This is a genomic window from Micromonospora sp. NPDC047707 (assembly GCF_040704235.1).
In the GTDB taxonomy this organism is placed as follows: domain Bacteria; phylum Actinomycetota; class Actinomycetes; order Mycobacteriales; family Micromonosporaceae; genus Micromonospora.
The window spans coordinates 80,298-96,908 of the sequence record NZ_JBEYSU010000016.1 but is presented as its reverse complement, the minus strand read 5'-3'; the positions used below and the strand labels follow the sequence as shown (position 1 = coordinate 96,908).

The following is a 16,611-nucleotide window of genomic DNA, read 5'->3' as shown; positions in this document are numbered from 1 at the left end:
TGACGTACGACATGCCCCGATACGCCACGAGGGCCCCGCTAGCGCGGAGCCCTCGTCATGGTGGGGAAGGGGGGAGTTGAACCCCCACGCCCTTTCGGGCACACGGACCTGAACCGTGCGCGTCTGCCATTCCGCCACTTCCCCGTGGCTTCGACCCGGAACACTGTACTGCGTCCGACCCACCGTCTCCAGCGGGCCCGGCCATCCTACGCGGCTCCCGGTCGTTGCCGCGAACCGTTACCCTGTGTGGCGGTTACCGTTCGCGGCGGACGAAAGACTAGCACGACGAAATCGGCCCGGCCGAACGGGCCGCCGCCATCCGGCCGAGCGGCGTGTGAGCTGCGCGCGCGCCGGCCGGATACCATCATGTCCTCGGGACCCGAGGAGGAGCCGGTGAGCGTGCTGCAACGCTTCGAGAAGCGTCTGGAAGGCCTGGTCGAAGGGGCCTTTGCCAAGGTCTTCAAAGGGGTGGTCCACCCCGTGGAGATCCTCAACGCCATGCAGCGGGAGGCCGAGGCGCACAAGGCGATCCTGGCCGGTGGGCGCACGTTGGTGCCCAACCGCTACGTGATCGATCTCTCGCCGTACGACCACAGCCGTCTGGCGCCGTACGCCGCCGCGCTGGCCCAGGAGCTGGCCCAGTCGCAGGCGGAGTTCATCGGCGAGCAGGCGTGGACGGTCTACGGCGACGTGATCGTCGAGATCGAACGGGGTGAGGGCCTCGACACCGGCATGTTCCGGGTCACCGCCGAGGTCTACACCGGCGGCGAGGTCGCCCCGGCGCCCGCCCCGGGCTACGACGCCGGCCCGCCGGCGTACCCCGCGTACGACCAGGGCGGCGGCTACGGCCAGCCGCCCGGCCACGGCGGCGGCCGCAACGTGCGGCTCGTCTCCGGTGACGGGCGCACCTACCCGCTCCAGATGGGCTCGACCGTCATCGGCCGCGGCGACCAGGCCAACCTGCGCCTGCCCGATGTCGGCATCTCCCGCCGGCACGCCCGGCTCGACTTCGACGGCGGTCAGGTCGTGCTGACCGACCTCGGCTCGACCAACGGCACGATGGTCAACGGCCAGCGGGTCTCCGCCGTCGCCCTCAACCCCGGTGACATGATCCAGCTCGGCACCACGACGCTGACCTTCCGCGTGGACGGCTGATCCGCCTTGCCGGAACTCGTCATCACCGTCGCCCGGTTCGGGTTCCTGATCCTGCTGTGGATCTTCGTGTTCACGGTGGTCGGAGTGATCCGCCGCGACCTCTTCGCGGGGGCCCGGTCGGGCCGGCTGGTGGCGGCGCCCCGCGGCGTCGGCGCCTCCCTGGGGCAGCCGTCGAAGCCGGCCAAGGTGAAGCGGGGACGGGCGGCGCACCAGCTGGTGGTGACCGCCGGCCAGCTGGCCGGCACCCGCATCACGCTCGGCGAAGCGCAGATCACCATCGGTCGCGCCGAGGACTCCACCCTCGTCATCACCGACGACTACGCCTCCGCGCGACACGCCCGGCTGGTGCCGCGCGACGGGCAGTGGTTCGTCGAGGACCTGGGTTCGACTAACGGCACGTACCTGGATCGCGCTAAGGTCACCGGACCAACCCCCGTCCCCCTCGGCGTGCCGATCCGGATCGGCCGCACTTCACTCGAATTACGGCCATGACTCTGACCCTGCGCTATGCGGCCCACAGTGACCGCGGTCTGATCCGAGACGGTAACCAGGATTCCGTCTACGCCGGGCCGCGGCTGCTCGCCGTGGCCGACGGCATGGGCGGCATGGCTGCCGGTGACGTCGCCAGCAACATCGTCATCGGTGCCATGGCGCCACTCGACGAGGACGTCCCCGGTGACGCCCTGGTCGACGCGCTCCGCTCGGCCGTCAACAACGCCACCCAGCAGCTCCGCGAGACCGTGGACGCCAACCCCCAGCTGGAGGGTATGGGCACCACGCTCACCGCGATCCTCTTCTCCGGCAGCAAGCTGGGCATGGTGCACATCGGTGACTCGCGGGCGTACCTGCTGCGCCAGGGCGAGTTCGCCCAGATCACCAAGGACGACACGTACGTCCAGATGCTCGTCGACGAGGGCCGGATCAGCGCCGAGGAGGCGAGCAGCCACCCGCAGCGGTCGCTGCTGACCCGGGCACTCGACGGCCGGGACATCGACGCGGAGTACTCGGTCCGTCAGGTGCTTCCCGCCGACCGCTACCTGATCTGCAGCGACGGTCTGTCCGGCGTGGTCAGCGCGGACACCATCGCCGAGACCATGCGCGAGTACACCGATCCGCAGCAGTGCGTCGAGCGGCTGGTGCAGCTCGCGCTGCGCGGCGGCGGCCCCGACAACATCACCGTGATCATCGCCGACGCGACCGACCAGGACATCGTCGAGGCGAGCCCGATCGTCGGCGGTGCCGCTTCCCGGGACCGGGGCATGGCCACGTCCGCCGACGTCTCCACGCCGGCGGCCCGCGCCTCGGCGCTCTCCGCACCACGGCCGGCCGCGCCGGAGGAGCCGGCGGCCAGCGCCGACGACGAGCCGGAGCGCCGCCGGCACCGGCCGGTGCGCGCCGCGGCGATGACGCTGGCGCTGCTCGTCCTGCTGGGCGGGGCGGTGTTCGGCGGGTGGAGCTACACGCAGCGGCAGTACTACGTGGGGGCCACCGAGGAGGGCCAGGTCGCCGTCTTCCGCGGCATCCAGGGTCAGATCGCCGGCATGGACCTCTCCACCGTGCACTCCACCAGCCCGGCCGACCTGGAGGACCTGACGCTCGCCGCGCAGGAGCAGGTCAAGCAGGGCATCCCGGCGAAGAGTGAGCCGGACGCGGAGCGCCGCCTGGCCGAGCTGACCGCCGACACGCCGACGAACCCCAACCTGAAGCCGACCTGCCCGCCGAGCCCGACCCCGAGTGCGGTCGCCGTCACGGCCACCCCGACGCCGACCGTGGCGCCGGGAACGGCCACGCCCACCGCCAGCGCGGCGCCGACCACGCCGGCCGCGACCGGGCTGCCGGCGGCCCCGACCACCACGCCCGACGCCCTGCCCTCGGACCCGGTCACGCCGACCGTCGACCCGGCCGCCTGCCGGTCGCCCGAGTGAGCGTCGGCTCGACCCGTCAGGACGTTCCGTGACCGCAGCGGCCACCCCGGCATCCCCGCCCGCCACCGCGGGCGGGCAGCCCGGTGTACGCCTGGCCCGGTCCCGGCGCAACGCCGAGCTGTCCCTGCTGCTGGTCGCGATGGTGCTGGTCGCCGCGTACGCGGCGATGGTCGAGGCGAACGTGCTCGAAACCGTCACCCCGGACTTCTGGGTGCCGGCCGCCGCGCTCAGCGCGGTCTTCCTCGCGCTGCACGTGGCGATCCGGTTCCTGGCCCCCTTCGCCGACCCGGCCCTGCTCCCGGCGGTCGCACTGCTCAACGGTCTCGGAGTCGGGTTCCTCCGCCGGCTCGACCTGGCCCGGGCCACCCCCGCCGAGCGGGCCGACCTGGCGATCTTCGCCGGTACCGGGGGCCGGCAGCTCGCCTGGACGCTGGCCTCGGTGGTCCTCGCCGCCGGGCTGCTCCTCGTGGTCCGCGACCACCGCTCGATCTCCCGCTACGCGTACACCCTGGGGCTCGCCGGCATCGTGCTGGTGATGATCCCGGCGGTGCTGCCGTCGAGCATCTCGGAGATCAACGGCGCCAAGCTCTGGGTCCGCGTCGGCGGCTTCTCCATCCAGCCCGGCGAGTTCGCCAAGCTGGCCCTGCTCGCCTTCTTCGCGTACTACCTGGTCCGTAAGCGGGAGGTGCTCTCGCTGGCCAGCCGCCGGATCCTCGGCGTCGACTTCCCGCGCGGACGGGACCTGGGCCCGGTCGTGGTGGTCTGGCTGATCAGCCTCCTGGTCCTCGTCTTCGAGAAGGACCTGGGCACCTCGCTGCTGTACTTCGGCATGTTCGTGGTGACGCTGTACATCGCCACCGAGCGGGTCAGCTGGCTGCTCATCGGTCTCGTGCTCTTCTTCGGCGGCGCCTACCTGGCGTACGTGCTGGGCAGCACCGTCGGCGGACCGTTCGCCAACTTCTACCTGCGGGCCGAGATCTGGCTGGACCCGTTCGCCGACCCGTACGAGGACGGCTACCAGCTCGTGCAGGGTCTGCTCGCCCTCGGCACGGGTGGCCTCTTCGGGGCCGGGCCCGGCGGCGGCCAGCCGCTCAAGCTGCCCGAGGTGCAGAACGACTTCATCTTCGCCGGCATCGGAGAGGAGATCGGACTCTTCGGCCTCTCCGCCCTCCTGGTGATCTACCTGCTGATCGTCGAGCGGGGGCTGCGCGCCGCCCTGGCCGTGCGCGACTCGTTCGGCAAGCTGCTCGCCGGTGGCCTGGCGTTCACGCTCGGCCTGCAGGTCTTCGTGATCGTCGGCGGGATCAGCAAGTTGATCCCGCTCACCGGCCAGACCACCCCCTTCCTCTCCGCCGGTGGCTCCTCGCTGATGGCGAACTGGCTGCTCATCGCGGTCCTGCTCCGGGTCTCCGACGGCGCCCGCCGGCCGGTGACCGGCGGCGGCGGGGTGACCCGGCCGGCGGGTGGTCCGCCGGAGCAGCTGCACGGTGCCCCCACGGAGGTGATCAAGCCGTGAACGCACCCCTGCGCCGCGTCGGCGTCGTCGTGATCGTCCTGTTCGGGCTGCTCTTCGCGAACCTGAACTGGATCCAGGCCTACAAGGCGGACGAGTACCGCAACAGCGACTACAACGGTCGGGTCCAGGTCGCCGAGTACAAGCGCAAGCGCGGCAACATCGAGGCCGGCGGTACGGCGTTCGCGGTCAGCAAGGAGACCAGCGGCGAGCTGACCTACCTGCGCACGTACCCGGGCGGGGCGCAGTACGCCCACGTCCTCGGGTACAAGCCGGTCAACCTGGCCGACCGCGGCATCGAGAAGTCGGAGAACGACTTCCTCGCCGGCACCAGCGACCAGCTGATCGCCAACCGGGTCAAGGACCTGTTCACCGGCGACCAGACCGCCGGCGGCAACGTGCTCCTCACCATTTCGAAGCGGGCGCAGGACGTCGCGTTCAAGCAACTGCGCGACAACCGCAACGGCGTGACCAAGGGCGCGGCCATCGCGATCGACCCGCGTACCGGTGCGGTGCAGGCGCTGGTCTCCATGCCGAGCTTCGACCCGAACCCGCTGGCCAGCCACGACACCGACGAGGCCGCGGCCGCGTTCAACGAGCTGGAGCGGAACCCGGACGGCCCGCTGAAGAACCGGGCGCTCGGCGAGGTGCTTCCCCCGGGCTCGACCTTCAAGATCGTGGTGGCCGCCGCCGCCCTGGAGAACGGGGTCACCCAGGAGACCCAGATCCCCGCCGGGGCCAGCTACACCCCGCCCACCTCCGGCACGCCGATCCGCAACGCCGCCCAGTCGATCTGCCCCGAGTCGCAGGTCCCCCTCAAGGAGGCGGTCCGCGAGTCGTGCAACACCGGCTTCGCCCAGCTCGGCGTCCGGCTCGGTGCCGACGCCATCAAGGAGAAGGCCCGGCAGTTCGGCTTCGAGCAGGACGACCTGACCGTGGGGCGGCTCGGTGAGGGTGGCCACCCGGTCGCGGCCAGCCGGACCGGCAGCATGGAGAACGCCGACGGCGGCGACGACCCGGCGGCGCTCGCCCAGTCCTCCATCGGGCAGCGCGACGTGCGGATGACCCCGCTCCAGGGCGCCCTGATCGCGGCGACCGTGGCCAACGGCGGCAGCCAGATGCGGCCGTACCTGGTCCGCCAGCTCCTCGGCCCGGACCGCACCACCGACTACTACACCGCCCGGCCGCGCGAGCTGCGCAAGCCGGTGAGCGGCCAGGTCGCCGCCGACCTGCGCGAGATGATGGTGAGCGTCGTCGAGGACGGCACCGGCCGGAACGCGCGGATCAGCGGCTACACGGTCGGCGGCAAGACCGGCACCGCCCAGTCCGGCCCGAACACCCGCGACCACGGCTGGTTCATCGGCTTCGCGCTGGACAAGGACGGCAACCCCGTCTCGGCGGTCTGCGTCCTGCTGGAGGAGGCCGGCGACGGCGGCAGCGCCGAGGCGGCCCGGATCGGTGGCCAGATCATGCGGGCGGCGATCGCCGATCCGGGGAGCCGTTGACATGCTCAGCCCCGGGGTGAAGCTCGGCAACCGCTACCGGCTCGACGAGCGGATCGCCAGCGGCGGCATGGGCGACGTCTGGCGCGGCACCGACCAGGTGCTCGGCCGGACGGTCGCCGTGAAATGCCTGCTCCCGGCCCTGCTCGACGACCCGGACTTCGCCGAGCGGTTCCGCGGCGAGGCGCGGACGATGGCCACCATCAACCACCCCGGGGTGGTCGACGTCTACGACTTCGGCAGCGACCAGCAGATCGCCTTCCTGGTGATGGAGTACGTGGAGGGCGATGCGCTCTCGGCGACCCTCAGCCGGGTCGGGCGGCTCACCCCGGCCCGGACGATGGCGCTGGTCGCCCAGGCCGCCGACGCGCTGCACGCCGCCCACGTCAAGGGCATCGTGCACCGCGACGTGAAGCCCGGGAACCTGCTCGTCCGGCCGAACGGCACCCTGGTGCTCACCGACTTCGGCATCGCCCGCTCCGACCTGGTCGCCCAGCTCACCGCCGCCGGGTCGGTGCTCGGCACCGCCTCGTACATCTCGCCGGAGCAGGCCATCGGCGGGGTCGCCACCCCCGCCTCGGACGTGTACGCGCTCGGCGTCGTCGCGTACCAGTGCCTCGCTGGCCGGCGGCCGTTCGAGGGCGACAACCCCCTCGAGATCGCCATGCGGCACGTCCAGGAGACGGCCCGGCCGCTTCCCGCCGACATCCCGCCGCAGGTGCGCACCGTGGTCGAGCGGGCCATGGCGAAGGACCCGGCGGCCCGCTGGCCGAGCGCGGCGGCGCTGGCCGGGGTGGCCCGCCAGTTGAAGGTCCAGCTCTCCCAGGCCGCCCGCGCGTCGGGCCGGGCGAACCCGGTCTCGCCGGCGTCGCCGGCTCCCGGCCGGGCCCAGGTGCCGCCGCCGGCGACGGCCCGGCCGCCGGTGGCCCACCGTCCGCCGGCGGCCGCGTCGCCGGCACCCCGCCCGCCGGTCGCACCGCCCCGCCCGCCGGTGGTGGCGGCCACGTCGGCGCCGAGACCGCCGGCCGCGCAGCCCGTCCGGCCGCACGGCGCGGCGGCGGTGCCGTCGGCGCCGACCCGACCGGGGTACGCTCCGAAGCCCGCTCCTCCGCCGCCGCCAGCGCGCCGGTCCCGGCCCGGGATGGTGTTCCTCGTCATCCTCCTGGCCGTACTGGTACTGGTCTGCTCCGGCGTGATTTCCTACAACCTGCGGTCGTCGGCGCTGCCCGGGGAACCCGGCACGCCGGCACCGCGGACGGTGACGTCCGGCGTGCTGCGGCTCGACGGACGCGACGAACCGGCTGGGACGTCGTACCGTCGACAGCAACTGCCGCGGCCGGGCGGCGACGTGACGACGACGAGCGAAGGACGACAGACGCGATGACAGCGCAGGCCCGCCTGCTCGGTGGCAGGTACCAGGTCGGCGAGCTCCTCGGCTACGGCGGCATGGCCGAGGTGCACCGCGGTCGCGACCTGCGGCTCGGTCGGGACGTCGCGATCAAGATGCTCCGGACGGACCTGGCCCGGGACGCCACCTTCCAGATGCGGTTCCGCCGGGAGGCGCAGAACGCCGCGTCCCTCAACCACCCGGCCATCGTCGCTGTGTACGACACCGGCGAGGAGCAGGCGCCCACCGGGGAGACGCTGCCGTTCATCGTGATGGAGTTCGTCAACGGGCGGACCCTCAAGGAGGTGCTGGGCGCCGAGGGCCGGCTCCAGCCGCGGCGGGCGCTGGAGATCTGCGCCGACATGTGCGCGGCGCTGGAGTTCAGCCACCGGCACGGCATCATCCACCGGGACATCAAGCCCGGCAACGTCATGCTGACCCAGACCGGTCAGGTCAAGGTCATGGACTTCGGCATCGCGCGGGCCCTGGCCAGCGGTGCCACCACGATGACGCAGACCAGCGCCGTGATCGGCACCGCGCAGTACCTGTCGCCGGAGCAGGCTCGGGGCGAGGCGGTCGACGCCCGCTCCGACGTCTACGCCGCCGGCTGCGTGCTGTTCGAGCTGCTCTGCGGGCACCCGCCGTTCGTCGGTGACAGCCCGGTCAGCGTCGCGTACCAGCACGTACGGGAGGCGCCGCCGACGCCGAGCGACCTCAACCCGGAGGTCAACCCGGCGGTCGACGCGATCGTGCTCAAGGCCCTGTCGAAGAACCCGCTGAACCGCTACCAGAGCGCCGGCGAGATGCGCGCCGACCTGCTCCGCGCCGCCGCCGGCCGCCCGGTGCTCGCCACCCCGGTCATGCGCGAGGAGGAGACGACGCACCTCGCCCCGGCCGGCGCCGGCTACCCGCCCGCCGCGGTGGGTGGCCCGCGGACCCAGCAGATCCCGGCCCGGGTCGGCGACCCCCGCCGCCGCAAGGCGTCGTCCTGGCTGATCGCCACCTTCGCCGCGCTCGGCGTTCTCGCGGTGATCGCCCTGGTCGCCGCGCTGCTGTGGAACCGGGAACCCGCCCAGGCCATCGTCCCGATGGTGACCGGGATGAACCAGGAGGCGGCCTTCGCGGAGATCCGGAAGGCCAACCTGACGCCGGACGCCGGCGACCCCGTCTTCAACGCCACCTGCAAGAAGGGGCAGGTGACGGACCAGTCACCGGGCCCGGACGCCCGCCTGGAGCCGAGTCAGGTCGTCACGGTCCGGGTCTGCGGCGGTCCGCAGGAGGTCTCGATCCCCAACAACCTCGTCGGCGGCCAGTACGACAGCGCCGCCGAACGGCTCAAGGAACTCAAGCTCGTGCCCAAGCGGAAGGACGTCGACAACGACCAGCCGAAGGGCATCGTCGTCAAGGTGACGCCGGACTCCGGCACTGCGGTGGCGGAAGGCACCGAGGTTGTTCTCGAGGTTTCGAAGGGCAACGTCCGCGAGGTGCCGGACGTGGTGGGCGAGACCCGCGAGGACGCGGAGGACGAGCTGCGGGACGCCGGCTACAAGGTCCGGGTCCAACGGGGAGACCCGGTGCCGCCGGAGGAAGCCGGACGGGTCGTTTCGCAGGACCCGAAGGCGGGCAGCCCGCTCGCCAAGGACGGGACGGTGACGATCGTGGTGACGGTGCCGCAGGAGGAGCCGACCCAGGAGCCGACGCAGGATCCGACCTCGACCCCGACGACCCCGCCGACCACCCCGCCCCCGGGTGGCGGCGGAGGCGGCCTCCCGCTGTTCCCGACCACGCCGCCGGCTCGCCAGAGCGCCGACTGACGCGATCCACGCCGGTCATCGGGAGGACGCGCGGGATGTGCTGCGCATTTCTCGGCGGGTTCGTCCGGTGATCGCGGTTGCCGCACCCGGGGGTCACGCGTACCGGTGGCGGCGGCGCTTGGCGCGCGGGGCCGTCCTGGGCCTGACTGCGCTGCTCGTCGCCAGCCTGCCCTGGTTGTGGACGACGGCCGGCGCCCGCGGCCACGTGTACGACGAGGCCGACGCCCCCGCCGCCGACGTGGTGATCGTCCTGGGCACGGCGGTGGCGGCGGACCGGCGGCACCCGGAGAACCGGCTCGCCGGCCGGCTGGAGACCGCCGCCGAGCTGGTGCACAGCGGGCGGGCCCGGGTGGTGCTGGTGTCGGGCGACGGGGGCGGCGCGTCCGGTGACGAGCCGGCGGTCATGACCACCTACCTGACCGAACGGCTCGGTGTCGACCCGCGTCGGATCGTGGCCGACCCGTACGGCCTGGACACCTACGACAGCTGCGCACGGGCGCGTGAGGTGTACGGAGTCGAGCGGGCGCTGGTCGTCACGCAGTCCTGGCACGTCTCCCGCGCGGTGACGCTCTGCCGCCACCTCGGCCTCGACGTCGACGGGGTGATCGCCCGCTGCCCCGGCTGCGGGACCGCCCTGTTCGTCGAGAAGACGATCCGGGACTACCTGGCCAGCGGCAAGGCGGCGTGGGACGCCGTGCCGCGTCGGCCGCCCGCGGTCCACTCGCCCGCGGATTCCGGTGTCCGGGACGCGCTGACGAGCTGACCGCCCGTCAGCCGGCGCTGAAGGCGGCGCGGCGGCGGGCTTCCACCTCGGCGGCCAGCTCGGGCGCGCGCGTCAACGCCTCGGCGTACCCGCAGGAGGCCAGCCAGTTGGCCAGCATCAGGTGACCGCCCTCGGTCAGCACCGACTCGGGGTGGAACTGGACGCCCTCGATCGGCAGCGTCCGGTGCCGCATCGCCATCACCACGCCGGAGCCGGTCCAGCCGGTGACCTCCAGCTCGTCCGGCAGGGTTTCCGGCAGGACGGCGAGCGAGTGGTAGCGGGTGGCCGTGAACGGATCCGGCAGGCCGGCCAGCACGCCGACGTCGTGGTGCCGGACCTCCGAGGTCTTGCCGTGCAGCAGCTCGGGGGCACGGGCGACGGTCGCGCCGAACGCCTCCCCGATCGCCTGGTGACCGAGGCAGACGCCGAAGAGGGGCAGCGTGCCCGCGTACTCCCGGATGACGTCGAGGCAGATGCCGGCGCGGTCCGGGCTGCCCGGCCCGGGGGAGAGCAGGACGCCGTCCGCGCCGACCTTCCCGACCTCGGCGACGCTGATCTCGTCGTTGCGGCGTACCTCGCAGTCCACGCCGAGCTGGCCCAGGTACTGGACGAGGTTGAAGACGAACGAGTCGTAGTTGTCGATGACCAGGACGCGCACGGGTCACTCTTCCGGGGAGGGTGGCGGGGTGTTGTTCTCGTCGGTGTCGTACGGCAGGTCGTGCTCGTCGCCGGCGGGCGTCTCCCCGTCGGCGGGCAGCGGATCACCGGGTACGCCGGAGTCCTGGGTGACCTGCACGTCGTCGAACGGCAGCAGCGGTTCCGCCCAGGGGAAGACCACGTACCAGAGCAGCGCGACCATGGCCGCGGCCAGCAGCAGGCTGCCGGTGAGCTTGCCGGGCAGTCCGAACGGCAGTTTCCGCCAGATCCAGGCGTACATGACCCCTCAGTTCCCCAGCTCCGCCGGGCGACCCGCCGACTTGGCCTGCTTCCGGGTCAGCTTCGCGTGGATGATCAGCCGCTCGTAGTTGTCGAACTTGGGGTTGCAGGTGGTGAGGGTGAGCATCGCCGTGGTCGGCCGCGCACTGGGCTTTCCCGGCACCGGCGCCACCACCTCCACCTGCGTCGGTGTGACGATGTGGTTGCGTGTCACCTGGTAGACGTACCAGTTGTCGCGGTCCTCCACCACGATCGTGTCGCCCTCGTTCAGCTCGTCGAGCCGCCAGAAGGTGGCCCGGTTGCGGTGGCCGGCGACGGAGAAGTTGCCGACCTGGCCGGGCATGGCGCTCTTCGGGTAGTGGCCGGGTGCGTACCGGATGTCCTTCTGGGTGACGCCCTCGACGACGATCCAGTTCTTGTCCAGCTTCGGGATGTAGAGCCCGGCGATGGGCCTGCCCTGGACCGGCGTCGGCGGCTTGGCGGACGCCGACGGACCGGCGGACGGCGCGACGGTGGGATCGCCGGTCGGGCCCCAGGCCTGGGCAAGCTGCTGGCTGAGGTCGTTCTGGTGGGCGTCGACGATCGCCGACTTGCCCCAGACCTCGTACCCGGCGAACAGGAGCACCACCAGGCCGAACGTGATGAGCAGTTCCCCGGTGACGCGGATGCCGCCGCGCAGGCGGGAGCCGAGCGTCGGGCGGGTCAGCTCCGAGTAGACGCTCTTGTAGCCCTCGCCGGTCTGCTCGGGGCGCAGCTTGACGACCCGTTCGCCCCGGCGCGGCGCGGGCGGTTCCGGGGGGCCGCCGTCGCCGGCCGGCTCCTCGGTGTGGGGCGGGCGGGGGACGGCTCCCATCAGGGCGGTGAAGTCGAGCGCGGGCGCCGGCGGCGTACGGCGAGGCACCGCCGGGATCAGCGCGGTGGCGTTCGGGTCGCCGGGCGGCGCCGGAGAGGCGGGAGCGGAGTCGGTGCGCGGGTTCCCGCCGCCTCCGCCGGCACCCGGGCGCGCGGCCGTCGCGGCCGGGATGATCGCGGTCGGGGCGTCACCGGGCGGGCCGGCCCGGTCGCGGGGCGGCCGCGGGGCCTCTCGGTCGACGCCGGGGCCGGCGGTGACCGGCCGTACGTCGTTTCCGGGGCGTGGCCGCTCCACCGGCCTGGCCGCGTCGCCGGGAGCCGCGGGCCGCTGCGGGGCCGGCTCGGGCGGGACGGACGGCACGGGGCCGGGCTGCGGGGGCGTGCCGGGGCGGGCGGCCTCGGGACGGTGCCCGAACGGGTCGGGGCGGGCGGCCTCGGGGCGATGCCCGAACGGGTCGGGGCGTCGCGTGGCGTCCTGCGGTGGCGGGGGAACCGGTGCGGCCCCGGTGCCGGGCCACCGTGGCGGGGCGGCGTGACCGGGCCCGGGACCGCCGGCGAGCGGGGACGGGCGGTCCGGTGCGGGCGGCCGGGGCGGCACCATCGGCTCGGGCCATCGTCCGGCCGGCCGGTTCGCCGTGTACGGCGGTGCGCCGGACGGCTGCGGTGGCTGGTTCGGCGGGGGGCCGGGAGCCGCCGGCGGGGGCTCCGGACGGTGGGGGTCGCGGGTCGGGCGGTCGACCTTGCGAAGGAACGCCGTGGGCTCGTCGCTCCGGTCCCGGTGCCGGCCGTCCCGATCGTCCCACCAGTCGTCCGGCGTCCTGGTCACCTGGGCACCGTCGCGGAGCGCAGGGTCGTCGAGCCATCGAACGCCGGCACCGTGACGGTGGAGATGGTCTCCGAGTATCCGAGCTTGTAGGTGTCGACCAGGTCCCTGAACAACCGGACTCCCTCAGACTCGGCGAGGGCCCGCGTGAGGGCGGCGGGATCACCGATCGCTACGATCTTGAACGGAGGGGAGTACACCCGGCCGTGCAGCAGCAGGGTGTTACCGACGCAGCGTACCGCGCTGGTGGCGAGCACGCGGACGTTCATGATTGACATGGCCTCCGCGCCGCCGGCCCAGAGCGCGTTCACCACGGCCTGCACGTCGCCCTGGTGGACGACCAGGTCGTCGTTGGTCGCCCCGGCGGGGAGAGTGCCGTCCCCACGGCGCGGAGCGTCGTTGAGTTCCACGGCCACGCCGGGCCCGGTGAGCGCGGTGAAGCCGGCCGCTTCGCGGCTGGCCGCCGCCCGGTCCTGCTGCTCCTTGATCGGCCCGTCCGATTGGGCGAGGGCGGTGGTGCGGCCCTCGACCTCCTCGCGCAGCGCGGCGGCCTGCTGCTCGTTCGCCGCCACCTCGTCCCGGCGGTCCTGGATGAGCTGGTTGAGCTGGGGGCGCCGGTCCTCGCGCAGGGTCGTTCCCCCGGCGGTGGTGGCGGTCGTGGTGAAGAGCAGCCCGGCGGCTGCCGCGATCAGCGGCACGCCGATCGACCATCCGGGGCGTCGTCGCCGGGGGCGCCGCAGCAGCGCCGCGCCGGCCCGCCGGAGGGCCTTCTGCCAGGAGGCCGCGCCGGATGTGTACTCCACGGGGCGTTCCTTCCCCTCGTCACGTTGCCAACCTGTCCCGGCGACACTGCCGGCCGGCGACCCGTCCGACCCCCGATCGGGGAGGTCCGAGCACCGGAGAAGACCCTTTCGTGGCTTGGACGGGTCTTCGGGACTACGCTAGCTGTCGAACATTATTGGCCAAGGACCGTCGCCCTCGCGCCCGGTTGTCAGGCCGGACGAGGTCGTCACCCCCTCTGGAGAGCGTCGTGCCCAAGTCTCAGGTCCGCAAGAAGAAGGTGTACACCCCGCCGACGGACGTACGTCCGACGGCGACGGCGGCGACGCGCAAGCCTAGCCCGGTCTGGCTGCCCATCACGGCGGTCGCGCTCATCGTCGTCGGCATCGGCTGGCTGGTGGTCTACTACCTCTCCGAGCAGGAGTACCCGGTCATGTCGTGGGGTTACTGGAACCTCGCGGTGGGCTTCGGCGCCATGGTCGCCTCCCTGATCCTGCTCTCGCGCTGGCGCTGACCTCCCTGGATCTCCCCGTCCCGGTCGAGGCCGGGAGGAACCACGTCACTCGGCGCGGCCCCTGCCCGGCAGCGCCGGGCGGGGCCCCCTATGGTGTGCGCAGGGCGGCGTGGCCGAGGTGCGAGAAGACTCACGTTACCGCTGGGTAACCTTGCGCGTAGGCTGCACTGCATGACCGAGCGGAGCGAGGTCATCGACCGGTCCGGTCGAGGGTGCGGCAGCGGCGATCCGCCGACCGCCCCCTGATCCGGGAGCCGGTCGCCGAGCCGCTCGACGCAGCAGCAGACCGGGGAGGGCCGACTCGATGGGCAGCGTCCAGATCGTCACCACGATCGTCGCGGCCGCCATCACCGCCGTGGCGGTGTGGCTCGCCGTACGCGCGGTCATGAAGATGACGGCAGTCATCCGGCTGGGTCAGCCCGACCCGACGCGCTTCGGCGACAAGGCCACCCGGACGAAGACCATGCTGGCCGAGACCGCCGGCCACACCCGGATGCTCCGGTGGAGCGTCGTGGGCGCCGCGCACTGGTTCGTGATGGTCGGCTTCATCGTGCTGTCACTGCTCGTGCTCGAGGCGTACTTCGAGGTCGTCTCGCCGACCGGCGGGCTGCCGCTGGTCGGCGGGTGGGCCCTCTACGGTCTGGTCACCGAGTGGCTCGGCATCCTCGGCATCGTCAGCATCCTGGTGCTGATCACGATCCGGCTGAGGAACCGCCCGACCCGGCCCGGGGGTAAGTCCCGGTTCACCGGCTCGACCATGTGGCAGGGCTACTTCGTCGAGGCCATCATCCTCGCCGTCCTGATCATGGGCTTCCTCATCCGGGGCTTCAAGGTCGCCACCGACCACTTCGAGTACCCGGTCTGGGCGGCCCCGCTCAGCCACGCGGTCGGCGGCCTGCTGCCGAACTGGGACGCCGGCGTCAGCGTGGCCGCCGTCATCAAGATCGTGATCTCGATGACCTGGCTCATCGTGATCTCGCTGAACGTGACCATGGGTGTCGCCTGGCACCGCTTCCTCGCGTTCCCCAACATTTTCTTCAAGCGCAACCCGGGCCGGAAGGGCTCCGGCCTCGGCGCACTGAAGCCGATGACCAGCAACGGCAAGCCCCTCGACTTCGAGGAGGCCGACCCGGAGAAGGACCAGTTCGGCGTCGCGCAGGTCGAGCAGTTCACCTGGAAGGGCCTGCTGGACTTCAGCACCTGCACCGAATGCGGTCGCTGCCAGTCGCAGTGCCCCGCGTGGAACACGGGCAAGCCGCTGTCGCCGAAGCTGCTGGTGCTCAGCCTGCGCGACCACGCGTACGCGAAGGCCCCCTACCTGCTGGCCGGCGGTGGCAAGGACCTGACCGGTGAGGAGAAGGCGACCGCCGCGCAGCTCGCCCACATGGACGTGCTGGCGCTCGCCGAGGCCGACAAGCCGCTGATCGGCACCGCCGAGGAGAACGGCGTCATCGACCCGGACGTGCTGTGGTCCTGCACCACCTGCGGCGCCTGCGTCGAGCAGTGCCCGGTCGACATCGAGCACGTCGACCACATCGTCGACATGCGCCGCTACCAGGTCCTCATCGAGTCGAGCTTCCCGTCCGAGGCCGGCGTGATGCTCCGCAACCTGGAGAACAAGGGCAACCCGTGGGGCGCCCCGCAGAACACCCGCGAGGACTGGACCAAGGGCCTGGACTTCGAGGTGCCGCGGGTCGGCGAGGTCGACGACTTCGAGTACCTGTTCTGGGTCGGCTGCGCCGGCGCCTTCGAGGACCGGGCCAAGAAGACCACCCGGGCGGTCGCCACGCTGCTCAACGAGGCCGGCGTCTCGTTCGCCATCCTGGGTGAGGGCGAGACCTGCTCCGGCGACCCGGCCCGCCGGATCGGCAACGAGTTCGTCTTCCAGATGCTCGCCCAGCAGAACGTCGAGACCCTGAACGAGGCGTTCGAGGGCCGTGAGAAGAGCAAGCGGAAGATCGTCGCGACCTGCCCGCACTGCTTCAACACGCTGGGCAACGAGTACGGCCAGCTCGGCGGCGAGTTCGAGGTCGTCCACCACACCCAGCTGCTGGCCCACCTGGTCGCCGCCGGCAAGCTGACCCCGGTGCAGCCGGTCGACGGCGGCGTCACCTACCACGACCCCTGCTACCTGGGCCGGCACAACCGGGTCTTCGCCGCCCCGCGCGAGGTGCTGGGCGACGCCATCAACGGCGAGATCACCGAGATGCCGCGGAACAGCGAGCGCTCCTTCTGCTGCGGCGCCGGCGGTGCCCGGATGTGGATGGAGGAGCGGATCGGCAAGCGCATCAACGTGGACCGGGTCGAGGAGGCCATGGCCACCGGTGCGAAGACCGTCGCGGTCGGCTGCCCGTTCTGCTCGACGATGCTGAACGACGGCGTGAACGGCAAGGGCGCCGGCGAGCAGGTCGAGGTGGTCGACGTGGCCAGCGTGCTGCTGCGCTCGGTCAAGCCCCAGCAGGCGCAGGGCGAGAAGGCGAGCGAGCCGGTCGCCGGCTGACACGTACCGCTTCGACGGCGGCGGCACCCGACGGTGCCGCCGCCGTCGTCTCAGGACGTGGTCGGGACGATGACGGCCGCGGTGGCGGCGGAGCTCGCCAGCAGGAGGGCAGCCCGGGTCTCGGTGTCGTATGGACACTGTCACCGT

14 protein-coding genes, 1 tRNA gene and 1 pseudogene are annotated in these 16,611 nt (G+C 72.5%); 10 read left to right on the top strand and 6 right to left on the bottom strand.

Annotated elements, in window-relative coordinates:
• Positions 1–58 precede the first annotated feature (58 nt).
• Positions 59–144: transfer RNA gene (locus AB0873_RS18950), tRNA-Leu, on the bottom strand.
• A 222-nt stretch (positions 145–366) separates the two neighbouring features.
• Here AB0873_RS18950 and AB0873_RS18945 point away from each other — a divergent pair.
• The 3 genes from AB0873_RS18945 to AB0873_RS18935 are packed head-to-tail and all read left to right on the top strand — an operon-like array spanning position 367 to position 3,080.
• Entirely contained in the window at positions 367–1,155 is a 789-nt protein-coding gene (locus tag AB0873_RS18945) for a DUF3662 and FHA domain-containing protein (RefSeq protein ID WP_155329536.1), read from the top strand.
• Positions 1,156–1,161: 6 nt separating this feature from the next.
• Positions 1,162–1,647, top strand: coding sequence for an FHA domain-containing protein (locus AB0873_RS18940; RefSeq protein WP_155329535.1), 486 nt, complete (start codon positions 1,162–1,164; stop codon positions 1,645–1,647).
• The gene (locus AB0873_RS18935) at positions 1,644–3,080 is read left to right on the top strand and encodes a PP2C family serine/threonine-protein phosphatase (RefSeq protein WP_366600991.1); all 1,437 of its coding nucleotides are present in this window, start codon (positions 1,644–1,646) and stop codon (positions 3,078–3,080) included. Before AB0873_RS18940 ends, AB0873_RS18935 begins: the two co-directional genes overlap by 4 nt.
• 41 nt (positions 3,081–3,121) lie before the next feature.
• On the opposite strand, the pseudogene AB0873_RS18930 reads toward AB0873_RS18935, so the two are convergent.
• A pseudogene (locus tag AB0873_RS18930) lies at positions 3,122–3,226 on the bottom strand (IS5/IS1182 family transposase); the annotation flags it as partial.
• Between AB0873_RS18930 and AB0873_RS18925 the strand changes: the two are divergent.
• The 5 genes from AB0873_RS18925 to AB0873_RS18905 all read left to right on the top strand — a co-directional run bounded on the left by AB0873_RS18925 (position 3,220) and on the right by AB0873_RS18905 (position 10,059).
• Positions 3,220–4,596, top strand: coding sequence for an FtsW/RodA/SpoVE family cell cycle protein (locus AB0873_RS18925; RefSeq protein WP_230689145.1), 1,377 nt, complete (start codon positions 3,220–3,222; stop codon positions 4,594–4,596). The pseudogene AB0873_RS18930 and the gene AB0873_RS18925 overlap by 7 nt on opposite strands.
• Positions 4,593–6,098, top strand: coding sequence for a penicillin-binding transpeptidase domain-containing protein (locus AB0873_RS18920; RefSeq protein ID WP_366600990.1), 1,506 nt, complete (start codon positions 4,593–4,595; stop codon positions 6,096–6,098). Before AB0873_RS18925 ends, AB0873_RS18920 begins: the two co-directional genes overlap by 4 nt.
• 1 nt (position 6,099) lies before the next feature.
• A complete protein-coding gene (locus AB0873_RS18915) occupies positions 6,100–7,479 on the top strand; it encodes a protein kinase (RefSeq protein WP_366600989.1) in 1,380 nt (459 codons plus the stop codon).
• Positions 7,476–9,296: a Stk1 family PASTA domain-containing Ser/Thr kinase gene (pknB, locus tag AB0873_RS18910; RefSeq protein WP_366600988.1), complete on the top strand. Its 1,821-nt coding sequence runs from the start codon at positions 7,476–7,478 to the stop codon at positions 9,294–9,296. Before AB0873_RS18915 ends, pknB begins: the two co-directional genes overlap by 4 nt.
• Before the next feature lie 67 nt (positions 9,297–9,363).
• Complete coding sequence (locus tag AB0873_RS18905) at positions 9,364–10,059, top strand: ElyC/SanA/YdcF family protein (RefSeq protein WP_366600987.1); 696 nt, start codon at positions 9,364–9,366, stop codon at positions 10,057–10,059.
• A 7-nt stretch (positions 10,060–10,066) separates the two neighbouring features.
• Here AB0873_RS18905 and AB0873_RS18900 read toward each other — a convergent pair whose 3' ends face one another.
• The 4 genes from AB0873_RS18900 to AB0873_RS18885 are packed head-to-tail and all read right to left on the bottom strand — an operon-like array spanning position 10,067 to position 13,473.
• Positions 10,067–10,717 carry an aminodeoxychorismate/anthranilate synthase component II gene (locus AB0873_RS18900; RefSeq protein WP_155329529.1) on the bottom strand — a complete coding sequence of 217 codons (651 nt, stop codon included), beginning with the start codon at positions 10,715–10,717 and terminating at the stop codon, positions 10,067–10,069.
• Positions 10,718–10,720: 3 nt separating this feature from the next.
• Positions 10,721–10,996 carry a hypothetical protein gene (locus AB0873_RS18895; protein WP_366600986.1) on the bottom strand — a complete coding sequence of 92 codons (276 nt, stop codon included), beginning with the start codon at positions 10,994–10,996 and terminating at the stop codon, positions 10,721–10,723.
• 6 nt (positions 10,997–11,002) lie between these two features.
• Positions 11,003–12,673, bottom strand: a complete 1,671-nt coding sequence (locus AB0873_RS18890) for a class E sortase (protein WP_366600985.1) — start codon at positions 12,671–12,673, stop codon at positions 11,003–11,005.
• Positions 12,670–13,473, bottom strand: a complete 804-nt coding sequence (locus AB0873_RS18885; protein ID WP_366600984.1) for a DUF881 domain-containing protein — start codon at positions 13,471–13,473, stop codon at positions 12,670–12,672. Before AB0873_RS18885 ends, AB0873_RS18890 begins: the two co-directional genes overlap by 4 nt.
• Positions 13,474–13,700: 227 nt before the next feature.
• Here AB0873_RS18885 and AB0873_RS18880 point away from each other — a divergent pair, with 227 nt between their 5' ends.
• Positions 13,701–13,964 (top strand): cell division protein CrgA, encoded by a 264-nt coding sequence (locus tag AB0873_RS18880; RefSeq protein WP_155329525.1) that lies wholly within the window; start codon positions 13,701–13,703, stop codon positions 13,962–13,964.
• 304 nt (positions 13,965–14,268) lie between these two features.
• Complete coding sequence (locus AB0873_RS18875) at positions 14,269–16,464, top strand: (Fe-S)-binding protein (protein WP_366600983.1); 2,196 nt, start codon at positions 14,269–14,271, stop codon at positions 16,462–16,464.
• The last annotated feature ends 147 nt before the right edge of the window (positions 16,465–16,611 follow it).

Excerpts from the sequence above, each read along its gene's own strand:
- AB0873_RS18895 (WP_366600986.1), bottom strand. The coding sequence starts at position 10,996 with ATGTACGCCTGGATCTGGCGGAAACTGCCGTTCGGACTGCCCGGCAAG.
- AB0873_RS18945 (WP_155329536.1), top strand. The coding sequence starts at position 367 with ATGTCCTCGGGACCCGAGGAGGAGCCGGTGAGCGTGCTGCAACGCTTC.
- pknB (WP_366600988.1), top strand. The coding sequence starts at position 7,476 with ATGACAGCGCAGGCCCGCCTGCTCGGTGGCAGGTACCAGGTCGGCGAG.
- AB0873_RS18925 (WP_230689145.1), top strand. The coding sequence starts at position 3,220 with ATGGTGCTGGTCGCCGCGTACGCGGCGATGGTCGAGGCGAACGTGCTC.
- AB0873_RS18935 (WP_366600991.1), top strand. The coding sequence starts at position 1,644 with ATGACTCTGACCCTGCGCTATGCGGCCCACAGTGACCGCGGTCTGATC.
- AB0873_RS18875 (WP_366600983.1), top strand. The coding sequence starts at position 14,269 with ATGGGCAGCGTCCAGATCGTCACCACGATCGTCGCGGCCGCCATCACC.
- AB0873_RS18915 (WP_366600989.1), top strand. The coding sequence starts at position 6,100 with ATGCTCAGCCCCGGGGTGAAGCTCGGCAACCGCTACCGGCTCGACGAG.